This is a genomic window from Pedobacter paludisoli, from assembly GCF_052344095.1.
In the GTDB taxonomy this organism is placed as follows: Bacteria; Bacteroidota; Bacteroidia; order Sphingobacteriales; family Sphingobacteriaceae; genus Pedobacter.
In genome coordinates this window covers 4,188,070-4,207,525 of sequence record NZ_CP179926.1, presented here as the reverse complement: position 1 = coordinate 4,207,525, position 19,456 = coordinate 4,188,070, and the positions used below count along the sequence as shown (strand labels likewise).

Genomic DNA, 19,456 nt, shown 5'->3' with positions numbered 1-19,456 from the left:
TTCTTAAATGAAAAAAATCATAATTATTATTTTACTAATAACAGGATTTTCAGCAAAAGGACAATCTACTTTATCTATTGAAAATCTGATACATCTACGAACGCTTGATTTAATTTCTGCCAACGATTATCTTGTTAAAAAAGGATGGACTTTTAAATCTTCCTCAGATATTCAAGAAGAAACAAGCCAAATAGCTAGTTGGATAAACTCAAAATTAGGCTGTCAAGTTTCTTTAATTGAAGATAGCGAAAATAAGAGGTCAAGTTCATTTCTCATCGTAAATAGCAAAGTTCTGTTTGATAAAGTCAAAGGTGATTTAATGCTAAAAAAGCCTAAGCTAGTTAAGTCATCAATTAATACTGGTAGCATAAGTACAGAATACACTTATAAAGATTTAAGAATACTGTTCTTTTTATCAAAAGAAGCGGATAAAACAAGCTATAATATAATTGTTTCAAACTAGAGTTAACCTACTTATCCTAAACAACATGAATGAAGATAAATCAGATAAAAAAATATGGAAGTATATTGGTTTAATGGCAGTAGGAGCAATAGGTATGTATCAGCTAATTAAAGGCCAAGAAACATGGATATATACAGTATTGACGATCCTAATAATAATTTGCTTTGTCAAATACTATAAAGATTAATGAATATCCAATGAGAAATGTATGAGAAATAACCCATAAAATTATTTATACTACCTACTAAACCCAAAACCACAGTTGATAACCTGCAAGGCAGATATATCATTTTAAACCATAAAAAATCTAATTTTTAACCTGCATGTAACGCATTAAAGGGATGAGATGGTTAGAGCGCAGGATTCATAACCCTGAGGTCGGCAGTTCGATCCTGCTCCCCGCTACTAGACAAAAGCTCATCGAAAGATGGGCTTTTTTGGTTTAAAAGGTTATTGAGTGTGATTTCGCAGATAATACGGCACTCCACCAATTGTTGTGGAGTGTTGCAAAAAAAAGGAGTAGCTCTTAAACCTAAACTCCTTTCCAAGAATGGCTAAAACTTATTGACTTTTAACACGAACATACTTCTCAATAATGGTATGATCAACGCCTGCAGCTTTTACTTTTTCAACACCTGTTTGCAATAAGGTATCCTTTTGGATATTGATTTTGAACACAAAGGTCTGACCTTCCCAATTTCGATCTTTAAAAAAATCTAGATGCTCCGTATATTCATCGCCTTTTAAGGTATACGAACCTCCCCCCGCATTAAACAAATTACTACTGTCTTTCACAACATCCACTTTGTGCGATAGAAAGGCAAAATGGGTGTCATTAATTATTTTAATCATTTTTTGGCCTTTGGTATAATCGGTCACTGTGCTTTTTCCATTCTCAATACTAGTAGCCGATACCAGCTGCCAGGTACCTTTTAGTTGGATGGAAAGTTCATTTTTGTAGAACGGATTCTGTTTACACGACGCAAGTATCACCATCGTAAAAAGGGGTAAAAATGTTTTAAATTTCATGGGTTTTTAGGGATTTGATTTTTATTTAAATTTGGCTAGAATCACTAAAATAAAAAAAACTAGCCCTCTACCAAAATTTGACATAACATTATTCGCAACCAAAATCAGCTCCTGAAAACTAAACGTTTAAGCACTGATATTGATTTATATGACAACCAAAAGCATACATATTTCGTTGCCTGCAAGTGCTTATTTTAGCCAAGCCATCCATCATGCTGTATAACACCTCTAGCCCCTGCAAAATCCTTTAATTTTTAATGCTTCTGATGCGCACTTGTGATTAAAAAAAGGCTAATTTTCTATTGAAAACTAGCCCTTACTTAATCGCATGATCGGTGTTTAATATTCCACCTTAAAGGTAGCGGCATATTTCAATATGCCTTCCGATTGCAATTCCTTTGGAATGCTGATAACAAGGTTATTACTAACAAGTTTCCAGCTGAGCGATTTATTAACACCCAAAAGGCTTACTTTTTTAACTTTTTTGATACCATTCAACTCCATCGTAATTTCTGCGGGAAGATGAACCGATTCTTTTTCAGATAAATAGAAAACATAGCGCTTGTTTTCTGCTACCGATTGTGTGTAGTATTGATTCTCTTTCGAATAAGGCGCTATAGCTTGCGATCCGTATATACCCTGTCCATTAATTTTCATCCAAGCACCGATATCTTTTAAACGTTCGTAGGCTACCGGATCCCAGTCTCCTGTTGGACCAGGACCAATGTTTAATAAAAAGTTTCCACCTCGAGATACAATTTTAACCAAGGTTTGAATCAAAGAAAGCGAGCTCTTGTAGGTGTCATTTGGTACGTAACTCCATGATTTTCCCATGGTCATACATGTTTCCCAAGGATAAGGAAGTGGTGCATCTGGCAATTGTTGTTCTGGCGTTTTATAATTCTCATACGGCCCAGAAACGGTTCTGTCTACCACAATTAAACCCGGTTGATGTTCACGCGCCATAGCAGCTATTTTTGGCATATCAATATCCTGATTAAATAAACCGCTTTGTTTTTCGTTGATACCTTTATTGTTTTTTACCGGACGTACTTGTCCCCCATCGAGCCATAAAATATCCACTTTTCCATAGTCAGACATTAACTCTTCAATTTGCTTGTAGGTAAAATCCTTAAATCGCTCCCACCGTTCGGGGTGTTTAGCCGGATTGTAGTTTGGATTTCGGTCTTTCGGTGGAAATTCTGGCCACCAATAATTTTCATTATGCCAGTCAGGTTTTGAAAAATAGGCGCCAATTTTAAAGTTATCTTTTCTAAAAACGTTAAAAATCTCTTTCGTTAGATTACTACGTGGGTTGCTCGAAAAAGGTGTTTTCGAATCCGTAATCTTATAGTCTGTTTGTTTGGTATCGAACATCGAGAAACCATCATGATGTTTCGTTGTAAATACCATGTAGCGCATACCAGCATCTTTAGCCGCCTTTGCCCATTTCTCTGGATTAAAATTTACCGGATTAAAAGTTGTTTGCAGGTTTTCATATGCTTTTTTGTAACCAAAGTAATCGTTTTCATACCCCGGTTTACGTCTAATCCAGTTTTCGTCTTCAGGACAAATGCTCCAACTTTCAACCACCCCCCATTGGCTATAAGTGCCCCAGTGCATAAAAAGTCCGAATTTTAAATCCTGCCATTGCTTTAAATTTTCTTTTACCTGTGGATCCGTTGGTTCTACATAATTGTTATCCATTTCATGAACCTGTGCAAAAGAAAAATTGCTTTGCAGTAGCAGCATAAACAATAAACAAAGCACACTATTAAATCGTTTTACTATTCTTACCATAATTTTCTCATTGATTCTATACAATTAACTTTCCTAGAGGGAGCACTAAGATAATCTAAAATTTAAAATATTAACAGGAAACATTTTTCATTTATATGAAACTTGCACGTAGCCGCATTTGCGTTGGATAATTTGCGCTTAATAACCACACAAAAATCCATCATTCATAGCAAACGTAGGCCTGTTCAAAAGACCAAAACGTAACAATAATACAATAATTTCTTAACCCTATTAACACACACAAAACCGTAAGTTTAACGTTAAGTCTTTAAAATATAAATAGAACTGTATTATCCATCATTCATCGTTTTATTCAGCTAAATAAGCGACCCCTGCAACTAAGACATCAAAAGCACCCCTTGTCCTTTCATGAAAACTAATCTTTATCATTTAGTCGATCTGCCTATGCGCAGAGAAATTGGCATCCATCCGCCTCGCGTGTACCAATACACACTTAAACAACCGGCAGATTGCTCGTTGCTAGAGCTTTTTTGCTTTTATCTATTGGTAACCAAAGGAGGTAAAGTATCACGCGCTGAATTACACCAGAAAATATACAGTTGCCAATTGCTTGCGTTCTGCTATTTGGGAGATACGTTGATTGCCATTTCGGCCATAAAACGTCCTTCTTCTGAATATATTAATCTTGTTCATCAAAAAGCAAAAATTGTTCAATCAAAAGAAGACTACTACCTTGAAATAGGATATTCGTACACCGAACCTGCTCACCGAAGAAAAGGAATAAGCAGCACACTTAAAGAAATGCTGCTAGATACCATTCGCGCGCACAAAGGGCCGGTATTTGCCACTACCGCCACTCCTAGCAGTCAACATTTTTTAGTCCGAAAAGGATTTGAAGCTGTAGGAATGCCTTACCAAGGGATTTTTGATGCTAATATTATTTACTATGAGAAAAAGTTATAAGCATGGCTAGAATGAACTACCCACTTTACTAGAGAAAATAATCATGACTAAGGAGGACTTATTAACTTACCGCTCCTGCTATGACCTCCAATTTTAACACGCCTTCTATATAAAACCCATACTCTCGCTACAAATCTTTTGCCCTCGAACTGTTGAAAGGTCATTTTTGTATAAGCCAATAAATTAATAATGGTATATTTAAACAATAAAACACTTCCCTATTCAAACCATGGAATACATTGACTATTACAAGATACTGGATATAAAAAAAGATGCATCAGCCGATGAAATAAAAAAAGCCTACCGAAAACTGGCGCGAAAATACCACCCCGATGTAAACCAAAATAATGCCGAAGCCAATAAGAAATTCCAACAAATTAACGAGGCGAATGAAGTATTAAGCGATCCTGAAAAACGCAAAAAATACGACCGCTATGGTAAAGATTGGCAACATGCCGATCAATTTGATGCTCAACAACGCCAACAACAATCTCGATCAGGAGGGAGAAGGTCTGCAGGAAATCCTTTTTCAGGTGGATTTTCCGGAGGCGATTTTTCTGATTTCTTTGCTTCCATGTTCGGTGGAGCAGGCAGTTCCAGTGGTTTTGACTCCCCCTTTAAAGGGCAAGATTACACCTCTGACATCCATTTAAGCCTATTAGACGCCTCTACCACGCATAAACAAACCCTTACCATAAACGGTAAACAAGTGCGTATTACCATTCCTGCGGGAGTAGAAAACGGACAAAAAATTAAACTTCCAGGATATGGAGCCCCAGGTCCTCATAACGGCCCTCCAGGAGATTTATACTTAACTTTTAGCATTGCCGAACACCCTAAATTTAAGCGCAAAGGCAACGATATTTACCTAAATGAACCCATCGATTTGTATACAGCGGTTTTAGGTGGCGAAAAAGTAATTGAAACCCTGAACGGGAAGGTAAAACTTCAAGTACCTGCCGGAACCCAACCTGAAACCAGCTTACGTCTGAAAGGTAAAGGCTTTCCTGTCTATAAAAAAGACGGCCATTTTGGAAATTTATATGTGAAATGGCAAATAAAAATACCAACCAACTTAAGTTCAGAACAACGAGAACTTTTTGAAAAACTGGCGAAAACCCACAAAACAAAACAGTAAACCATACCCATTTAGCTAGAACTTGTCCAATTTTAAACGGTTGTTTGCTTAAAGGTTACATTAATTTTATCCCAGTTAAAGAATAGTTTCTTAAATTCGAAAACCTAAAAAAAACTTTAATGAGTGATACATCTACCAAATTCATCGAAAAAATAAAATCAGCTTACACCCCAAGCGGTTCTTTTATTTATTTAGGAGCCGGCATTTTGGAGGGGCAAGTGTACGCAGATGCGGAAATCAATTTATCATTAAAAATGATGAACCGTCACGGCTTAATTGCGGGGGCCACAGGAACAGGCAAAACCCGTACACTTCAATTGGTTGCCGAACAATTATCCGATGCGGGAGTTCCCGTTTTTATGCTCGATGTGAAGGGCGATTTATCCGGAATCAATCAACCTGGTTCAAGCAATCCGAAAATTGAAGAACGAGCAACACAGCTCAATAAACCTTTTAATCCTTCAAGTTTTCCCACTGAAATATACTCGCTTTCAGGAACCTTAGGCTCTCAAATGCGTGCCACGGTATTAGAATTTGGACCAGTGCTTTTGGCTAAAATCTTAGATTTAAACGAAACGCAAACAGGTGTCTTAGCTGTTATCTTCAAGTATGCTGATGATAACAAAATGCCTATCATTGATTTAAACGACCTCAAAAAATTAGTTTCGTATTTATCAGAAGGTGCTGGAGCCGCTGAAATTAAAAGCAGCTATGGAAGTATTTCGGCTGCAACAGCCGGAACCATTTTACGTAAAATTGTAGCCATTGAACAACAAGGCTTAGGAGGAATGTTTGGCGAAAAATCTTTCGACATTGAGGATTTATTTGAGCGCATTGATGGAAAAGGGGTTATCAGTTTATTGAATATTTCAGACGTTCAAAATCAACCCGTATTGTACTCAACATTTTTGTTGAGCTTATTAGCAGAATTATTCAATACCCTTCCCGAGGTGGGCGACTTGGATAAACCTAAATTGATTTTCTTTTTTGATGAAGCGCATTTACTGTTCAAAAACTCATCGAAAGCATTCTTAGAACAAATTGAAACCATTATTCGGTTAATCCGATCAAAAGGTGTAGGTGTTTTCTTCTGCACACAATCGCCAACCGACGTACCAGAATCGGTATTAGGCCAACTCGGTAATCGCGTACAGCACGCACTTCGAGCCTTCACACCAAATGATGTGGATGCCCTTAAAAAAACAGTAAACACCTATCCAAAGTCGGATTTTTACGAAATCAATACCCTGTTAACTTCTTTAGGAACTGGCCAAGCATTAATTACAGTGCTGAATGAAAAAGGTATCCCAACTGAAGTGGCTGCAACTCTGCTAAGCCCACCAAGAGCCGTAATGGGCCCATTAACCGCAGCTGATTATACTAAATTGGTGGAAGGAAGTCCGATGTATGCTAAATATAAAGTACCCGTAGATCCGGAAAGTGCTTACGATATTTTAACCCAACGTATTAACGAGCAAAATGCTGTACTCGAAGAAGCCAAGCAACAAGCGGAAGAAAAAAAGCAAGAAGAAGCTGAAAACAGAAGAAAACCTGGGGAAAAAAGTTTAATTGAGGAGGTTATGGGCGCAACCATTACCCGTCAAATTGGAAAAGAAATTGTTAGAGGGATTTTCGGCATGCTGAAAGGCAAAAAAACACGTGGTGGTGGCGGACTTTTTGGATTTTAATTTTTTTCACAAAACAATTTACCCGTTTAAATACTTATAAATAAGTATTTTGCTTATTATTGATTGATATTACTCAAAAAAGTCAGACTTTACAGACATAATTATTATTTATTGAACTTTTGAATCACTATTTTCGTACAATGAAACCAACTCTACTAATATTGGCAGCAGGCATGGCTAGCCGCTATGGAAGCATGAAACAAATTGACGGTTTTGGCCCTAACGGAGAAACCATTATTGATTATTCTATATACGACGCAATTAAAGCTGGCTTTGGCAAAGTTGTATTCATCATTAAAGAAGAATTCGTTGATAACTTTAAAGCTATTTTTGAACCTAAGCTAAACGGAAAAATTGAAACAGATTACGTTTTTCAAAACTTCGATTTAAAGCAATTTGGTATCGATGAAGAAATTTATCGTGAAAAACCTTGGGGTACTGCGCATGCAATTCTTTCAGGCAGAAATGTTATTAAAGAACCTTTTTGCGTGATTAATGCAGACGATTATTACGGATACGATGCCTTCAAAAAAATGGTCGATTTCTTAACTACCGAAGCTACTGATAGCAATTATTCGATTATTGGCTATCAAATAGGTAAAACACTCTCTGATTTTGGGGCCGTTTCGCGCGGAGTATGTAAAGTAGACGACGCTGGTAACTTAACTGAAATTGTAGAACGTACCAAAGTATATAAAAAAGGTGAAAACATTGTGTTTGAAGAAGATGGCGAAGAATTTCCATTAACTTTTGAAACACCTGTTTCTATGAATTTCTGGGGATTCACTCCTGCAGTTTTCAAAATTACAGAGGATTTATTTAGAGTTTTTGCACTTGAAAATAAAGATAAACCAAAGGCTGAATTCTTCATTCCATTAATTGGTGAAAACCTCGTTAAAACTGGCACGGCTAAATTTCAAGTAGTACCAACCTCTAACCAATGGTTTGGTGTTACGTATAAAGAAGATAAACCTTTTGTACAAGCATGTATTGACGCCTTAGTAAAAGATGGAACGTATCCTGAGAAACTTTGGGATTAACATACATAATCTTATAGAAAAGCCGAGCTGAAGAAATTCAACTCGGCTTTTTTTTATGCCAAGAAACGAAACATCTCTAATACGAAATTTTTAGACCTACAACCGAGAATCATTTTTCTTCCAATCTTAAAATCAATCATCTGTAACCAGTATTTTATATTTGAGATCCTTCGCTACGCTCAACGATGACAACAAATAATTTGGGTGTAACATCAACCATGATGAAAATGGCCATACCCTATAAATTCAACATGGTCATTAAACCTTTAAAAAATTCTGCCACCAAAATCCGGAATCTTTAATAAAACGTTCTTGGCTTTTAAAATCCGTATAAATCAATCCAAAACGGGCATTAAATCCTTCGGCCCATTCAAAATTATCCATCAAGGTCCAAGCCATGTAACCTGTAACAGGGATGCCTTCATTTTTCGCTTTCAGCAAAGCTTCTAAGTACAATTTAAAATACTGTATCCGTTCCGAATCTAGTACTCTTCCCTCCTCTACTTTATCGTGGTAGGCAGCTCCATTCTCGGTAATCATGATACTTTTCACATTCGGATAAGAAGCAAATTGCTTCACAATGTTATAAAAGCTATCCGCATTAATCTCCCAGCCCATTGCCGTATGTGCTTTCTTACGATTTTTTGCTTTGACTTCCCAAGCCTGAATTACCGGAATAAAAGCATTGTATTTAACCGTTAAAGGAAAATAATTTTGAAGGCCAATAAAATCGAAATCAAATGTCATGCGCTTATTTAATCGCCAAGTTCCATACTCCATTTCAAATTTTTCCAAAACATCCCAATTCGCAGTAGGGAAACCCATGCCTAAAGCCGGCTCCACAAACAAACGGTTCATCAATGTATCAATTCGTTTTGCGGCTAAAATATCGGCATCACTCTGGGTGTAAGGTACAATTTCCGAGCACGAATAGGTAGTCCCAATAACGGCATTAGGAACCCAGGTACGCAAGATATTTCCTCCATCAGCTTGCGCCAAAGCAGTATGCAACACTGCTGGAAAAAAATTGCTCAAACCCGATCTACCAGGAGCATGAACACCCAGCATATACCCTAAAGAAGTGTACCCAAAAGGCTCGTTTAAAACAATCCAATGTTTAACCTTATCGCCATACTCTTTTGCACAAAGGGTTACAAACTCGTTAAAAGCCGCATTAATGCTAAAACTGGTCCATCCACCTTCATTTTCCAGTGCTTGTGGTAAATCCCAATGATAAAGTGTTACATAGGGCGTAATGCCTTCGCGTAAACAGGCATCAATGAGGTTATGATAAAAAAGGATTCCTTCCGGATTAACCTCTCCCTTTCCCAAAGGAATGACGCGCGACCAAGCAATAGAAAAACGAAAAACTTTAAAGCCAAGCATTTTTACCAAAGCAATATCATCCTCATAGCGATGATAAAAATCGCAGGCATCTGCCAACTTATGTCCTTTTTTTATTTTCCCGCTTTTAGCACTAAAAGTATCCCAAATAGAAGGACCTTTCCCGTAGGAGTTGGCGGCACCTTCAATTTGTGCTGCCGCAGCAGCGATACCCCATATAAAATCTGCGCCAAAATCGGTCGATTGTATCATTTTTTCCTTTGTTGACTGCAAATTGCTAATTTAATATGAAGTTAACGTTAACCTTTTCTCGCGCACGCGAAGCGCAATACATCCAAATCCTTTAGTCTAAAGACAAACCTATTTCTTTGAGTAGAATGGATGCATTAAAGGTACTGCACGGACCATGCTTTAATTTATAATCGAAAGCCATCTCTCCCGCTTCAATTTGAATATCAAAATGATAATTACGTACAGCATGTGGATAATCTTCACTCAAATCTGCCAATTGCAAATCATGGGTGGCAAACAGCGCAGGCGTTTTCTCCAAAATTAATTTCTCGATAAAAACCTTCGAGCCCAAGTATTTATCTTTACTATTCGTTCCTCTCAGCATTTCATCAATGAGGACAAATGCATCCGGCTGTTGAGCCACGTTGTTCAAAATCATTTTCAAACGGTTCAATTCTGCTTTAAACGTCGATGTACTTTCGTTCAGGGAATCTCTTATCCGCATGTAGGTATTTAGCGAGAACAAGGAGGCGGTCATTTCATCTGCACAAACTGGCGCCCCCAAATAGGCCAGTACCAAATTTATCCCTACAGTACGGAGAAAGGTGCTTTTTCCAGCCATGTTTGACCCCGTTACAATGTCTACCGTAGGCTGTTCGGTTAAACAAAAATTGTTGCTTATTCTTTTTTCCGTAGCGATAAGGGGATGACCCAATGTCGTAGCTTGTAAGCAGAAATCATCTTTAATGGTAGGAAAAACCCAATTAGGATGGTTGTAAGATAGTGTAGCTAATGAAATCAATTCTTCAAAATAGCCAATTCTATCCAAACCATTTTCAACGTTAGCGCTTGATTTTTTATGCCACTCATCCAATTGTATGCAACACCTTACATCCCAAAGTAAAAACAGATTCAAAATTGAACTAACCACGATATTCAATCGCGCATCAAAAGCAGCAATAATAGCCGAAAGCTGATTGATTTGCGCACTTACTTTTTCTCCATTCCCAAACAATGATTGAATATACCTGCTTTTCCATTCTTTATTCTCGGTCCAGGTAATGGCTTCGCCGTAGCTTTTTAAAGCATTTGCTCCACCTGTAAAACCGTGATACAGTTTATTTATTTGCTTGCTAAAATAAAACGTTAAGGCTCCATTAAAAATACCCATTAGCACAAAAAAGCGCCATAACACAGGATTCAACAAAGTAGCTCCCAAGGCTAGCCCTATCATGATAAAGGGCACTATTTTCACATAAAACCGCAAAAAAGACTTGTGTGTAAACACTAAATCGTGCTTTAAATTGGTGTTCAATTTTTGTTTTATACGATCTATCTGTGTGCTTTCATGTTCTCTCAAAATCGCCCGAAAATCAAAAGTCCTTTCAATGTCTAGATGAATTTCCTGCACTGCTTCCTGGCGGGATAAAATATCCATTTTGGAAGACAAAAAGCTTAGGTGATTCGCCAATATTTTTTCACCAAAAACCGTACTACATCGGTTAATGAGTGCATATAGAGATGATTTGCCAAGGATATCTAAATCACTCAAATACGGATGATTATCATCTTCAAACAAGCTCCCATCGGCATAACCATTCGCTTTATTTCCAAGCATATTCAATTCATTCTGATAGACCCAAATCAGACGATTTAAATAGGAGACGTTGCGATCTAACACACTTTGTTTTTTAACTACCCAAGCAAAAGCAATAACCGGAACAAATAGTAAGAAAAAACGAAAGGCAATCTCCTCTCCTGTTTCGGCTTTCGCAAAAAGCACGATAAAAAATATTTCCAGTGCAAATAAAGCCATGCGCAGCAGCGAGTAGCGGTCTATTTGTTTTTTAGCTATACCCAAATTCTTTTGGGCTTGCTTGGTTGTATTTTGATAGGTTGTGTGTAGTTCTTCTTGTGTTTTTAACATTATTTTTATCTTTGGACGGTATTGTGGGCACAAAGTAACGCAAATCACGCTATTTCCAAAATGGATTCTTTGCTGCCAGATAGAAAATGAGCGAACAGCCTTTTAAACAAATTTGAATGAAAATTACGTTAATCGCCATTGGCAAAACCGAAGATAAATATTTAATTGAAGGCATTGAAAAGTACATTAATCGCCTAAAGCACTACATTAATTTTACCTTCTTGGCCTTGCCCGATGTGAAGAACGTTAAAAATTTAAGCGAAGCACAACAAAAAGCCAAAGAAGCGGAACTTTTATTCAAGCACATTCAGAATGGCGATACAGTTATCTTATTAGATGAAAAAGGTAAAAAATATACTTCTGTAGCTTTTTCGGCGTTCTTAAATAAACAAATGGTGGGTAGTGTACAGCACCTGATATACATTATTGGTGGCCCATACGGATTTGATGAAAGCATTTATAAACGCGCAAATGGTCTTATTTCATTATCGGATATGACTTTCTCGCACCAAATGATTCGCCTATTTTTTGTAGAACAATTATACCGCGGATTCAGTATCTTAAAAGGCGAACCTTACCATCATGCTTAAATTTAACAAAAGTGTATGGAAAAATGCCGATTCAAACATCATTAAAGAAAAAATTACATTATGCTAATAGATAAATATAAACGAGATTATAAGTTCAAATCTGAACAAAGCAACAAGAGTATTTGGATTGCCGTTGTTATTTCGGCCATTGCCTTTACACTTTTGTGGTATTTTTTATAAGAAAAAAAAGAGGGTAATCTTTCGAAAACCCTCTTTTCAAATCTTTGTTATTTAAAACTTACACACCTTTTTTGCTGGTCATGTTTGCTTTTTTAGCTGGAGCTGAAGTTTTAGAAGTTGCCTTTGCATTTGCTGGTTTAGCAGTTGCTTTTGGTTTTTTCTCTACTTTTTCTTCTACAGCTTTCGTTTCAGTTTCTGTTCCTGCAAGTTCAGGAGCTTCTTCTGTAAACAATGGCAATTCTTTCAATAAGTTGTACCAAGTAATAATTTTTTTCATGTCTGAAGCATATACTTTTTCTTCATCATGAGCTGGAGCAACCTCTCTGAAATATCCGCGTAAATCGCCTTTTAAATCAGGTGTATTTCCTTTTGCGGTAATGTTATTGAAAATATCAATTAATTTAATTTCTTCTTCTTCGCCATAAACGGTAATGTCTTCTAACGAAGCAAGCTTAGTATTGGTCATGTTTGCCACAATTTTAAGCTTTTGAGCATCTAAGCTCTCTAGGATATAACCTACCTTATTTTGTCCAACTAATTTGAACAAACCTGGTCTGCCAGATACCGCTACAATTCCTCTTAAATTCATATTTGTATGTTTGAGGTTTAACAAGATAGATTTAAAACCGTCTTATAGTTTCAAATCTACCTGAATAAACAATTAATCTTCTACTACTTCGATGGTTAAAATTTTATCGCCTTGACGAATATCATCTACGATATCTACATTTTCAACCACTTTACCAAAACAAGTATGGTTACGGTCTAAATGCGCAGTATTGTTTCTGCTGTGGCAGATAAAAAACTGAGAACCACCTGTATTACGACCAGCATGTGCCATTGACAATACCCCACGGTCGTGGTATTGGTTTTCACCTGTTAATTCGCAATCAATTTTATAACCTGGGCCTCCAGTACCTGCTAAATGTGCTTTAGCTGGGTCTTTTGAATTCGGGCAACCGCCTTGAACTACAAAATCAGGAATAACACGGTGAAAAGTAACACCATCGTAAAAACCTTCTTTTGCCAATTTTTTAAAATTTGCAACTGCTTTTGGCGCATCATTATCGTAGAATTCTACAGTCATATCGCCTTTTTCTGTTTTTATTATTGCTTTGCTCATATTCGCTTTGCTACTTATTTAAATTTTAAACGTTCAAAAAACCTAATCGTTTTTAAACAGAGGGCAAAAATAACAAAATTGTGTAACTTCTAACATCATTAAATTTTTCTAAGCAGTTTAAATACGGTATTTTAGTAGTTTAAGCACGTAACAATTTTGACAAAGAAATTTTATATCCTACTTGCCTGCCTGTTCTGTAGCCTTGGGCTTAGGGCATCCTCTCTGTTGATTTATATGGATGAAGACCAGAAAAATCATTTAAAAGCTTACGGCATTGCCTATTGGACCATTAGTAAACAGGTAGAGGTTGATTGGCTACTCAACTACCGTGGAGGCAGTTTTTTAATTAAATATGCCAAAGCGGTTGAAGATGAATGTAAAATAAGAGGCGTATCCTACGAAGTGCTACCCGATACAAAAGTCATTAACCTATTGAATGAAATCAGCGACCCTTCCGTGAATATGGAAATGGTAAAATTGGAGAAAACACCTAAAATTGCCGTTTATTCGCCCAAAAGTAAATTACCTTGGGATGATGCCGTAACCATGGTTTTAACGTATGCTGAAATTCCGTATGATGTTATTTACGACGATGACATTCTTCAAGATAAACTGAGCAAATACGATTGGCTACACCTGCATCACGAAGATTTTACGGGCCAATATGGTCGTTTTTGGTCATCTTTTAGATATGCAAAATGGTATCAGGATGATGTAAGCAACCAAGAAGCAATGGCCAAAAAAATGGGCTTTAAAAAAGTATCAGAAATGAAATTGGCCGTCGCAAAGCGGATAAAGGAATATTGTGTAGGAGGCGGATTTATGTTTGCCATGTGTTCGGCCACCGATAGTTTCGACATAGCCCTCTCTGCTGAAGGTGTTGACATTTGTGCGGCCATGTTTGATGGTGATGCGGCCGACCCGAATGCACAATCGAAGTTAAATTTCTCCAAAACCTTTGCCTTTCAAAATTTTAATTTGGATACCAATCCCACTAATTATGAGTTCTCGAACATTGATGTTACCAATTTCCGCAACTTAAACCGTACCAACGACTTCTTTACCTTATTTGATTTTTCAGCAAAATGGGATTTAGTCCCTACCATGTTGACCCAAAATCACGAAAAAGTTATTAAAGGATTTATGGGACAAACCACCGCATTTAATAAAAACCTAGTGAAACCAAGTGTTACCGTATTGGGCGAAAACAAAGGCGCCAATGAGGTGCGGTATTTACATGGTGAAGTAGGAAAAGGTCAATTTACCTTTTATGGCGGCCACGATCCAGAGGATTACCAACATGCCGTAGGCGATCCGCAAACAGACTTAAATTTACACCCCAATTCGGCAGGGTATCGTTTAATTCTAAACAATGTATTGTTTCCGGCAGCCAAAAAGAAACCACAAAAAACATAGTCGAATTCACGCAAATAAGTGTATGGAATAATGAATTTCCATGCAAAAATCAGTTCTATTTGAACCTGTTGTTCGCTTTACACAAGGGTAATAAATACACTTGTAAACCAAGCAATTACACATCAAACCGTGTACAACTTTCTCACATTGGCATAGTTTTTGGCTATTGCCTCCCAAAATAAACATCAGATTTTTATTTCAGCAAATGATTTAAAAATCTTTATCCTAAGAAAAAAATTATGAAAAAGTTATTAATTGGAGCAACTGTATTATTATCATCCATTGGTGCGTTTGCACAGAACTCAATGAGCGGATCAAGCGCTAGAATTGGCGTGAAAGCCGGACTCAATTTATCAAGTTATAGCGGTTCAGGCTATGCTAATGCCGACTATAAAAACAATCCTGGTTACAATTTTACATTCTTTGGTGATTTTGGTGTTGGAAATAATTTCTTTATCCAGCCGGGTATTTCCTTACAAAACAAAGGAGCTAAAATTGAATCAACCTTTACAAATGGAAGCGCTGTTGTATCGGGTACCATTAAACAAAATGTTATGGTGGTAGAAATTCCGGTAAATGCAGTTTATCGTATCCCAACGGGCGATGCTGGTGCGGTGCAAATTAGTGCTGGTCCGTACATTGGTTTTAACGTAGCAGGTAAAAACAAATACTCTGCAGGTTATGTAGATGCTTCAGGCGTTGCTGTTACAGAAAACGAAAACGACCTTAGCTTTGGAAGTAAAACCGATAACGATTTAGGAAGTGTAGATTTTGGTGTTAACTTCGGATTAGCCTATCGCTTAAATAATGGATTTTTATTTGGTGCAAACTATGGTTTAGGTATTACGAACTTAATTCCTAATGACTTAAGAACAAACAATTCAGATTTAAAAAACAGAGTGCTAGGTTTTAGCATCGGATATTCGTTTTAAGTTTTATAATAACGCATGTAAAAAGCATTCAAACGTAGGTTTGGATGCTTTTTTTTTGAATTTTCCTATATTTAATCCCTCAAGCATCGCAAATGAAAAAATTATTTTTAAGTTCCTTATTACTTTTAATCGTTATTGGCGGAGTAATGGCTCAAAACAGCTCTGAAAAACTCAGCTTCGGGGTAAAAGCAGGCATAAATTTAGCGAATGTAAACACCGATATGTATTTATTGGGAGCAGATGCAGTGTATGAAAAAATTACCGATTACAACTTTGCCGCTTTAGTTAATTATAAAAAAGCAAAAAATTTTTCCATTCAAACCGGACTCTCTTTTCAAACGAAAGGGTACCAACTAAAGTTTGAAGAAGCCGATTATTACAAAAACAAAATTTCGGTACTCGAAATTCCGGTAAACGCCGTTTTTGATATTCCTGCAGGCCTCGGAGCCATCCAAATTAATGCCGGCCCTTATATAGGCTTTAACCTCAAAGGAAAGACCATATACGATTTGGGCTATGTATCTTCCACCCCATCGCTAATCGCCGAAAATAGAGATTTATCGTTCGGTAATACAGCAAATGACGATTACAATGTGCTCGATTACGGTTTTAATGTTGGACTGGGGTATCGCTTTAAAGATTTTGCAACGATTGGTACCAACTACGGCTTGGGCTTGGCAAACTTGGTTCCTGAGGAAAAAAGCAGTACAGCAAAAGTTAACTTTCGGGTTTGGAGCTTTTCTGTTGGTTATTGGTTTTAATTTACATGCACAAATTGCATATAGTTTACTTTGATACGTGTAAATTATATTCAATTTTATATCTTATATAGGCAATTTTAAAAAAATATAACAATTTTAAAATCAATCAATTAATAACAAAAAACATTCAACTAAACAAATAATTTGTCGCCAAATGAAGTTTCGTATATTTGGGAGTTAGCGGTAATTATACAGAATGACACAACCTAAAAGATAATTTGACAAATGCCATTTCCAGTAGACATAAAATATATCATCGAAACAGAACAAGAGTTAGGACTTTTCTTTCCCGACACTTTCAAGACGAAAATGACAAAAGAAAACGGAGGCGAAGTAATGACAGATGATGATGATTGGCAACTGTTTCCTTTCTTTGACAAGTCGGACAACAAAAGAATGAGCAGGACTTGCAACCACATTATTCTAGAAACCAAACAGGCAAAGTCGTGGGACAGTTTTCCTGCAAACGGAATTGCAATTGCTTCAAATGGTTCGGGCGACCTTTTAGTATTATTGCCGACCGAAGAAGACAATACAAAATTAAGTGACGAGATTTTTATGTGGTTTCACGAGACAGGAGAAACTGAAAAAGTAGCGTCTAACATTAACGAATTAAATGACAACTAAAAAATAACTACCGCTAACAAGGTATTGCCAAAAGCGGGGCTAAACAGCTTCGATTGGACATTTGTGCAAGGTTCAACGGTAGTTCTTCGATTGAACTTTTGTGCTACAAATCCCCGCCTTCGGCAATACCCAAAACGTTATAAGTAATGATATGACCGAACACGAACTTAAAAACATCGACGCCGAAGATATTGAAGACTTACTTGCTAAAGTTGAAGTTTCGTTCAATATAAAGTTCATGAATGACGAATTAAATCATATTAGAACTTTCGGACAACTATGCGCCCATATTTCAAATAAGATACAACTTGAAAATTCGGACGACTGCACAAGCCAACAAGCCTTTTATAAGCTACGAAAAGCAATTTCAACAACACTTCAAATCGAATATAATAAAATCACACCAGACACTTCACTTAACGACCTGTTCCCAAGAACTACAAGACGTTCAAAAGTGAAAATATTAGAACAACATTTAGCTTTTGACCTAGATATTTTACAACCACCTCATTGGATAACAAACGGACTTCTTATTACTCTATTTATATCCTTTGTCGGACTTTTTTTCAATTGGAAGTTCGGACTTTCGGGTCTTGGACTTTCTATACTTGGACTTTGGTTAGCAAATAAAGTGGCTAATGAACTGGACTTGCAAACTGTTGCACAAATTGCTAAAAAAATGACTTCAGAAAACTATTTCCAATCGAGGCGAAACCCAAAAACATGTAATAAGAACGAAATTGAAAATATTTTGAAAGACTGGTTTAGCAACAATTTAGCCTTGGATAAAGGAGAATTAACAAGGCACACCGAATTTGTATAGCGTACCTTTTTGACCAAACGATTTCATTTTAAATACCTCAGAAGTACATTTTTGTACTTCCGAGGTACCTTTTTGTACTCAGCTGCATAATATAAAATGTTGCGCCTACGCTTATGTTGAAACATAGGTCGAAACTGGCTGTTTCACAGTTACCAATTCACACACATTTTCTCAGTTCTCGCTTGCTGAGCGTACTTAAGCATGAGTATTTACGATCCCATTTATTGGAGTTTGAAATTAAATTTATACCTTAGGAAAACTAAATGTTTACGCTCGAACTTCTCTTTATTTTGCAACAGACTATCCGATTGTAAGCGTTTATAAACGTTTAATAAATATTAAACTATACGCATTCTAGGCAATTAAAAAGCTGCCTTAATGGATTTAATGGAGGTTTTTTGGTTTTGGAGTTGCGTATATTTGAGAGTTATGCCTAATTTTAAAAACACGAACAATAATGAAAATCTTTCCAGAAAGTGATTACAATTTTAAAATAACTGGAAGTGAAACAGAAGCTTTTGAACGTTTAAAAAGACGAACTGAGTTTTCCAAAAGTTTGACTTCTCAAATAACCGACAAATCCTTTCGTGGAATAATAAAAGAAAATACGTTTAGAATAATTTCATCTGAAATTGGGAAAGGTGCATTTTGTGTTTTAGAAGGCAAAGTCGACAATCAAAACGGACAACTGAACATTAGTATAAATAAAGTTTTTCAGATTTTATTAAGTATTATTCTATGTTTTCCAATTGCTCTATTAATTACCGACCTAATTGCACAAAAAGGACGATTTTCAATAATGACTCTTATTACAGTAATTATAATTTTCGTTTCTATTCGTTTCATATTTATAGAATTAGCGTTCAGACAATTATCAAAAAACAGTATAAAAAGATTATCTGACATATTGGACATTGAATCTATAGAAAAAAACTAGGCATAACAGCAAATTTGCATAAAAATGGCCGACGGTGGTTAACGTTAATTCATCTTTATTTACTTATCTTAGTGCTATGCGACAATGGTGCTGCAATTAACGCCATTTCTGCGCAAATTAGCCAACCGTTATGTAGCATTTTAAAAGACCGACTCTAATGACAAGAGAACTAACAATATTAACTTTCGTTTTGACAATCTGTTTGACCAGTTGCGGACAGACAAAAACCGAAAATAAAAATCAAGATGTGTAAGCTCCCCCAAAAACAGTACAGTTTGAAATTAGACAAAATGTTTAACTTTAATATCGTAAAAAATGAAAAAGAGCAATTTCAGTCCGCCACTGCCCCAAGCGCCAAACCGTTGTGTGTAAGCTAAAAAACAGAACGCTAGAAACTAAATTCAATGAGTAAAACCAAAATATATACAACCCGAAAACTGGAAAAAGTAGTTACTGAATTTATAACCGAATATGAAAAAATCG

19 protein-coding genes are annotated in these 19,456 nt (G+C 36.5%); 13 read left to right on the top strand and 6 right to left on the bottom strand.

What is annotated here, in order from left to right; genetic code table 11:
* Nucleotides 1-7: 7 nt before the first annotated feature.
* Nucleotides 8-463 (top strand): hypothetical protein, encoded by a 456-nt coding sequence (locus ACJVDK_RS17325; protein WP_443937919.1) that lies wholly within the window; start codon nucleotides 8-10, stop codon nucleotides 461-463.
* A 25-nt stretch (nucleotides 464-488) separates the two neighbouring features.
* On the top strand, nucleotides 489-650 hold the full coding sequence (locus ACJVDK_RS17320; RefSeq protein WP_443937918.1) for a hypothetical protein: 162 nt from the start codon (nucleotides 489-491) through the stop codon (nucleotides 648-650).
* Nucleotides 651-1,024: 374 nt separating this feature from the next.
* Here ACJVDK_RS17320 and ACJVDK_RS17315 read toward each other — a convergent pair whose 3' ends face one another.
* Nucleotides 1,025-1,492: a hypothetical protein gene (locus ACJVDK_RS17315; protein ID WP_443937917.1), complete on the bottom strand. Its 468-nt coding sequence runs from the start codon at nucleotides 1,490-1,492 to the stop codon at nucleotides 1,025-1,027.
* Nucleotides 1,493-1,831: 339 nt separating this feature from the next.
* Complete coding sequence (locus ACJVDK_RS17310; protein WP_443937916.1) at nucleotides 1,832-3,292, bottom strand: alpha-L-fucosidase; 1,461 nt, start codon at nucleotides 3,290-3,292, stop codon at nucleotides 1,832-1,834.
* 369 nt (nucleotides 3,293-3,661) lie between these two features.
* Between ACJVDK_RS17310 and ACJVDK_RS17305 the strand changes: the two genes are divergently transcribed.
* The 4 genes from ACJVDK_RS17305 to ACJVDK_RS17290 all read left to right on the top strand — a co-directional run bounded on the left by ACJVDK_RS17305 (nucleotide 3,662) and on the right by ACJVDK_RS17290 (nucleotide 8,082).
* On the top strand, nucleotides 3,662-4,216 hold the full coding sequence (locus tag ACJVDK_RS17305) for a hypothetical protein (protein ID WP_443937915.1): 555 nt from the start codon (nucleotides 3,662-3,664) through the stop codon (nucleotides 4,214-4,216).
* A 229-nt stretch (nucleotides 4,217-4,445) separates the two neighbouring features.
* On the top strand, nucleotides 4,446-5,354 hold the full coding sequence (locus tag ACJVDK_RS17300) for a DnaJ C-terminal domain-containing protein (protein WP_443937914.1): 909 nt from the start codon (nucleotides 4,446-4,448) through the stop codon (nucleotides 5,352-5,354).
* Nucleotides 5,355-5,473: 119 nt separating this feature from the next.
* Nucleotides 5,474-7,042, top strand: a complete 1,569-nt coding sequence (locus tag ACJVDK_RS17295; protein WP_443937913.1) for a helicase HerA-like domain-containing protein — start codon at nucleotides 5,474-5,476, stop codon at nucleotides 7,040-7,042.
* 140 nt (nucleotides 7,043-7,182) lie between these two features.
* Nucleotides 7,183-8,082 carry a nucleotidyltransferase family protein gene (locus ACJVDK_RS17290; RefSeq protein WP_443937912.1) on the top strand — a complete coding sequence of 300 codons (900 nt, stop codon included), beginning with the start codon at nucleotides 7,183-7,185 and terminating at the stop codon, nucleotides 8,080-8,082.
* A 258-nt stretch (nucleotides 8,083-8,340) separates the two neighbouring features.
* On the opposite strand, the gene ACJVDK_RS17285 is transcribed toward ACJVDK_RS17290, so the two are convergent.
* The gene (locus tag ACJVDK_RS17285; protein ID WP_443937911.1) at nucleotides 8,341-9,678 is read right to left on the bottom strand and encodes a GH1 family beta-glucosidase; all 1,338 of its coding nucleotides are present in this window, start codon (nucleotides 9,676-9,678) and stop codon (nucleotides 8,341-8,343) included.
* 91 nt (nucleotides 9,679-9,769) lie between these two features.
* Complete coding sequence (locus tag ACJVDK_RS17280; protein WP_443937910.1) at nucleotides 9,770-11,584, bottom strand: MutS-related protein; 1,815 nt, start codon at nucleotides 11,582-11,584, stop codon at nucleotides 9,770-9,772.
* A 116-nt stretch (nucleotides 11,585-11,700) separates the two neighbouring features.
* Between ACJVDK_RS17280 and rlmH the strand changes: the two genes are divergently transcribed.
* The gene (rlmH, locus tag ACJVDK_RS17275) at nucleotides 11,701-12,174 is read left to right on the top strand and encodes a 23S rRNA (pseudouridine(1915)-N(3))-methyltransferase RlmH (RefSeq protein ID WP_443937909.1); all 474 of its coding nucleotides are present in this window, start codon (nucleotides 11,701-11,703) and stop codon (nucleotides 12,172-12,174) included.
* A 238-nt stretch (nucleotides 12,175-12,412) separates the two neighbouring features.
* Here rlmH and ACJVDK_RS17270 read toward each other — a convergent pair whose 3' ends face one another.
* Both ACJVDK_RS17270 and ACJVDK_RS17265 read right to left on the bottom strand, forming a co-directional pair.
* Nucleotides 12,413-12,943 (bottom strand): DUF5606 family protein, encoded by a 531-nt coding sequence (locus ACJVDK_RS17270; protein ID WP_443937908.1) that lies wholly within the window; start codon nucleotides 12,941-12,943, stop codon nucleotides 12,413-12,415.
* A 72-nt stretch (nucleotides 12,944-13,015) separates the two neighbouring features.
* A complete protein-coding gene (locus tag ACJVDK_RS17265; protein WP_443937907.1) occupies nucleotides 13,016-13,477 on the bottom strand; it encodes a peptidylprolyl isomerase in 462 nt (153 codons plus the stop codon).
* Nucleotides 13,478-13,711: 234 nt separating this feature from the next.
* Between ACJVDK_RS17265 and ACJVDK_RS17260 the strand changes: the two genes are divergently transcribed.
* The 6 genes from ACJVDK_RS17260 to ACJVDK_RS17235 all read left to right on the top strand — a co-directional run bounded on the left by ACJVDK_RS17260 (nucleotide 13,712) and on the right by ACJVDK_RS17235 (nucleotide 18,973).
* Nucleotides 13,712-14,893, top strand: coding sequence for an asparagine synthetase B (locus ACJVDK_RS17260; protein WP_443937906.1), 1,182 nt, complete (start codon nucleotides 13,712-13,714; stop codon nucleotides 14,891-14,893).
* Nucleotides 14,894-15,132: 239 nt separating this feature from the next.
* The gene (locus tag ACJVDK_RS17255; RefSeq protein WP_443937905.1) at nucleotides 15,133-15,825 is read left to right on the top strand and encodes a porin family protein; all 693 of its coding nucleotides are present in this window, start codon (nucleotides 15,133-15,135) and stop codon (nucleotides 15,823-15,825) included.
* 92 nt (nucleotides 15,826-15,917) lie between these two features.
* Nucleotides 15,918-16,586, top strand: coding sequence for a porin family protein (locus tag ACJVDK_RS17250; RefSeq protein ID WP_443937904.1), 669 nt, complete (start codon nucleotides 15,918-15,920; stop codon nucleotides 16,584-16,586).
* Between the two features lie 225 nt (nucleotides 16,587-16,811).
* A complete protein-coding gene (locus ACJVDK_RS17245; protein ID WP_443937903.1) occupies nucleotides 16,812-17,213 on the top strand; it encodes an SMI1/KNR4 family protein in 402 nt (133 codons plus the stop codon).
* 151 nt (nucleotides 17,214-17,364) lie between these two features.
* Nucleotides 17,365-18,036, top strand: a complete 672-nt coding sequence (locus ACJVDK_RS17240) for a hypothetical protein (protein ID WP_443937902.1) — start codon at nucleotides 17,365-17,367, stop codon at nucleotides 18,034-18,036.
* A gap of 457 nt (nucleotides 18,037-18,493) precedes the next feature.
* On the top strand, nucleotides 18,494-18,973 hold the full coding sequence (locus ACJVDK_RS17235) for a hypothetical protein (protein ID WP_443937901.1): 480 nt from the start codon (nucleotides 18,494-18,496) through the stop codon (nucleotides 18,971-18,973).
* Nucleotides 18,974-19,456 lie beyond the last annotated feature (483 nt).

Coding starts and splice junctions, on each gene's coding strand:
- ACJVDK_RS17255 (WP_443937905.1), top strand. CDS start 15,133: ATGAAAAAGTTATTAATTGGAGCAACTGTATTATTATCATCCATTGGT.
- ACJVDK_RS17270 (WP_443937908.1), bottom strand. CDS start 12,943: ATGAATTTAAGAGGAATTGTAGCGGTATCTGGCAGACCAGGTTTGTTC.
- ACJVDK_RS17265 (WP_443937907.1), bottom strand. CDS start 13,477: ATGAGCAAAGCAATAATAAAAACAGAAAAAGGCGATATGACTGTAGAA.
- ACJVDK_RS17315 (WP_443937917.1), bottom strand. CDS start 1,492: ATGAAATTTAAAACATTTTTACCCCTTTTTACGATGGTGATACTTGCG.
- ACJVDK_RS17300 (WP_443937914.1), top strand. CDS start 4,446: ATGGAATACATTGACTATTACAAGATACTGGATATAAAAAAAGATGCA.
- ACJVDK_RS17295 (WP_443937913.1), top strand. CDS start 5,474: ATGAGTGATACATCTACCAAATTCATCGAAAAAATAAAATCAGCTTAC.
- ACJVDK_RS17285 (WP_443937911.1), bottom strand. CDS start 9,678: ATGATACAATCGACCGATTTTGGCGCAGATTTTATATGGGGTATCGCT.
- ACJVDK_RS17260 (WP_443937906.1), top strand. CDS start 13,712: ATGGATGAAGACCAGAAAAATCATTTAAAAGCTTACGGCATTGCCTAT.
- ACJVDK_RS17245 (WP_443937903.1), top strand. CDS start 16,812: ATGCCATTTCCAGTAGACATAAAATATATCATCGAAACAGAACAAGAG.
- ACJVDK_RS17305 (WP_443937915.1), top strand. CDS start 3,662: ATGAAAACTAATCTTTATCATTTAGTCGATCTGCCTATGCGCAGAGAA.
- ACJVDK_RS17235 (WP_443937901.1), top strand. CDS start 18,494: ATGAAAATCTTTCCAGAAAGTGATTACAATTTTAAAATAACTGGAAGT.
- ACJVDK_RS17325 (WP_443937919.1), top strand. CDS start 8: ATGAAAAAAATCATAATTATTATTTTACTAATAACAGGATTTTCAGCA.
- ACJVDK_RS17290 (WP_443937912.1), top strand. CDS start 7,183: ATGAAACCAACTCTACTAATATTGGCAGCAGGCATGGCTAGCCGCTAT.
- ACJVDK_RS17310 (WP_443937916.1), bottom strand. CDS start 3,292: ATGGTAAGAATAGTAAAACGATTTAATAGTGTGCTTTGTTTATTGTTT.
- ACJVDK_RS17240 (WP_443937902.1), top strand. CDS start 17,365: ATGACCGAACACGAACTTAAAAACATCGACGCCGAAGATATTGAAGAC.
- ACJVDK_RS17320 (WP_443937918.1), top strand. CDS start 489: ATGAATGAAGATAAATCAGATAAAAAAATATGGAAGTATATTGGTTTA.
- ACJVDK_RS17280 (WP_443937910.1), bottom strand. CDS start 11,584: ATGTTAAAAACACAAGAAGAACTACACACAACCTATCAAAATACAACC.
- rlmH (WP_443937909.1), top strand. CDS start 11,701: ATGAAAATTACGTTAATCGCCATTGGCAAAACCGAAGATAAATATTTA.
- ACJVDK_RS17250 (WP_443937904.1), top strand. CDS start 15,918: ATGAAAAAATTATTTTTAAGTTCCTTATTACTTTTAATCGTTATTGGC.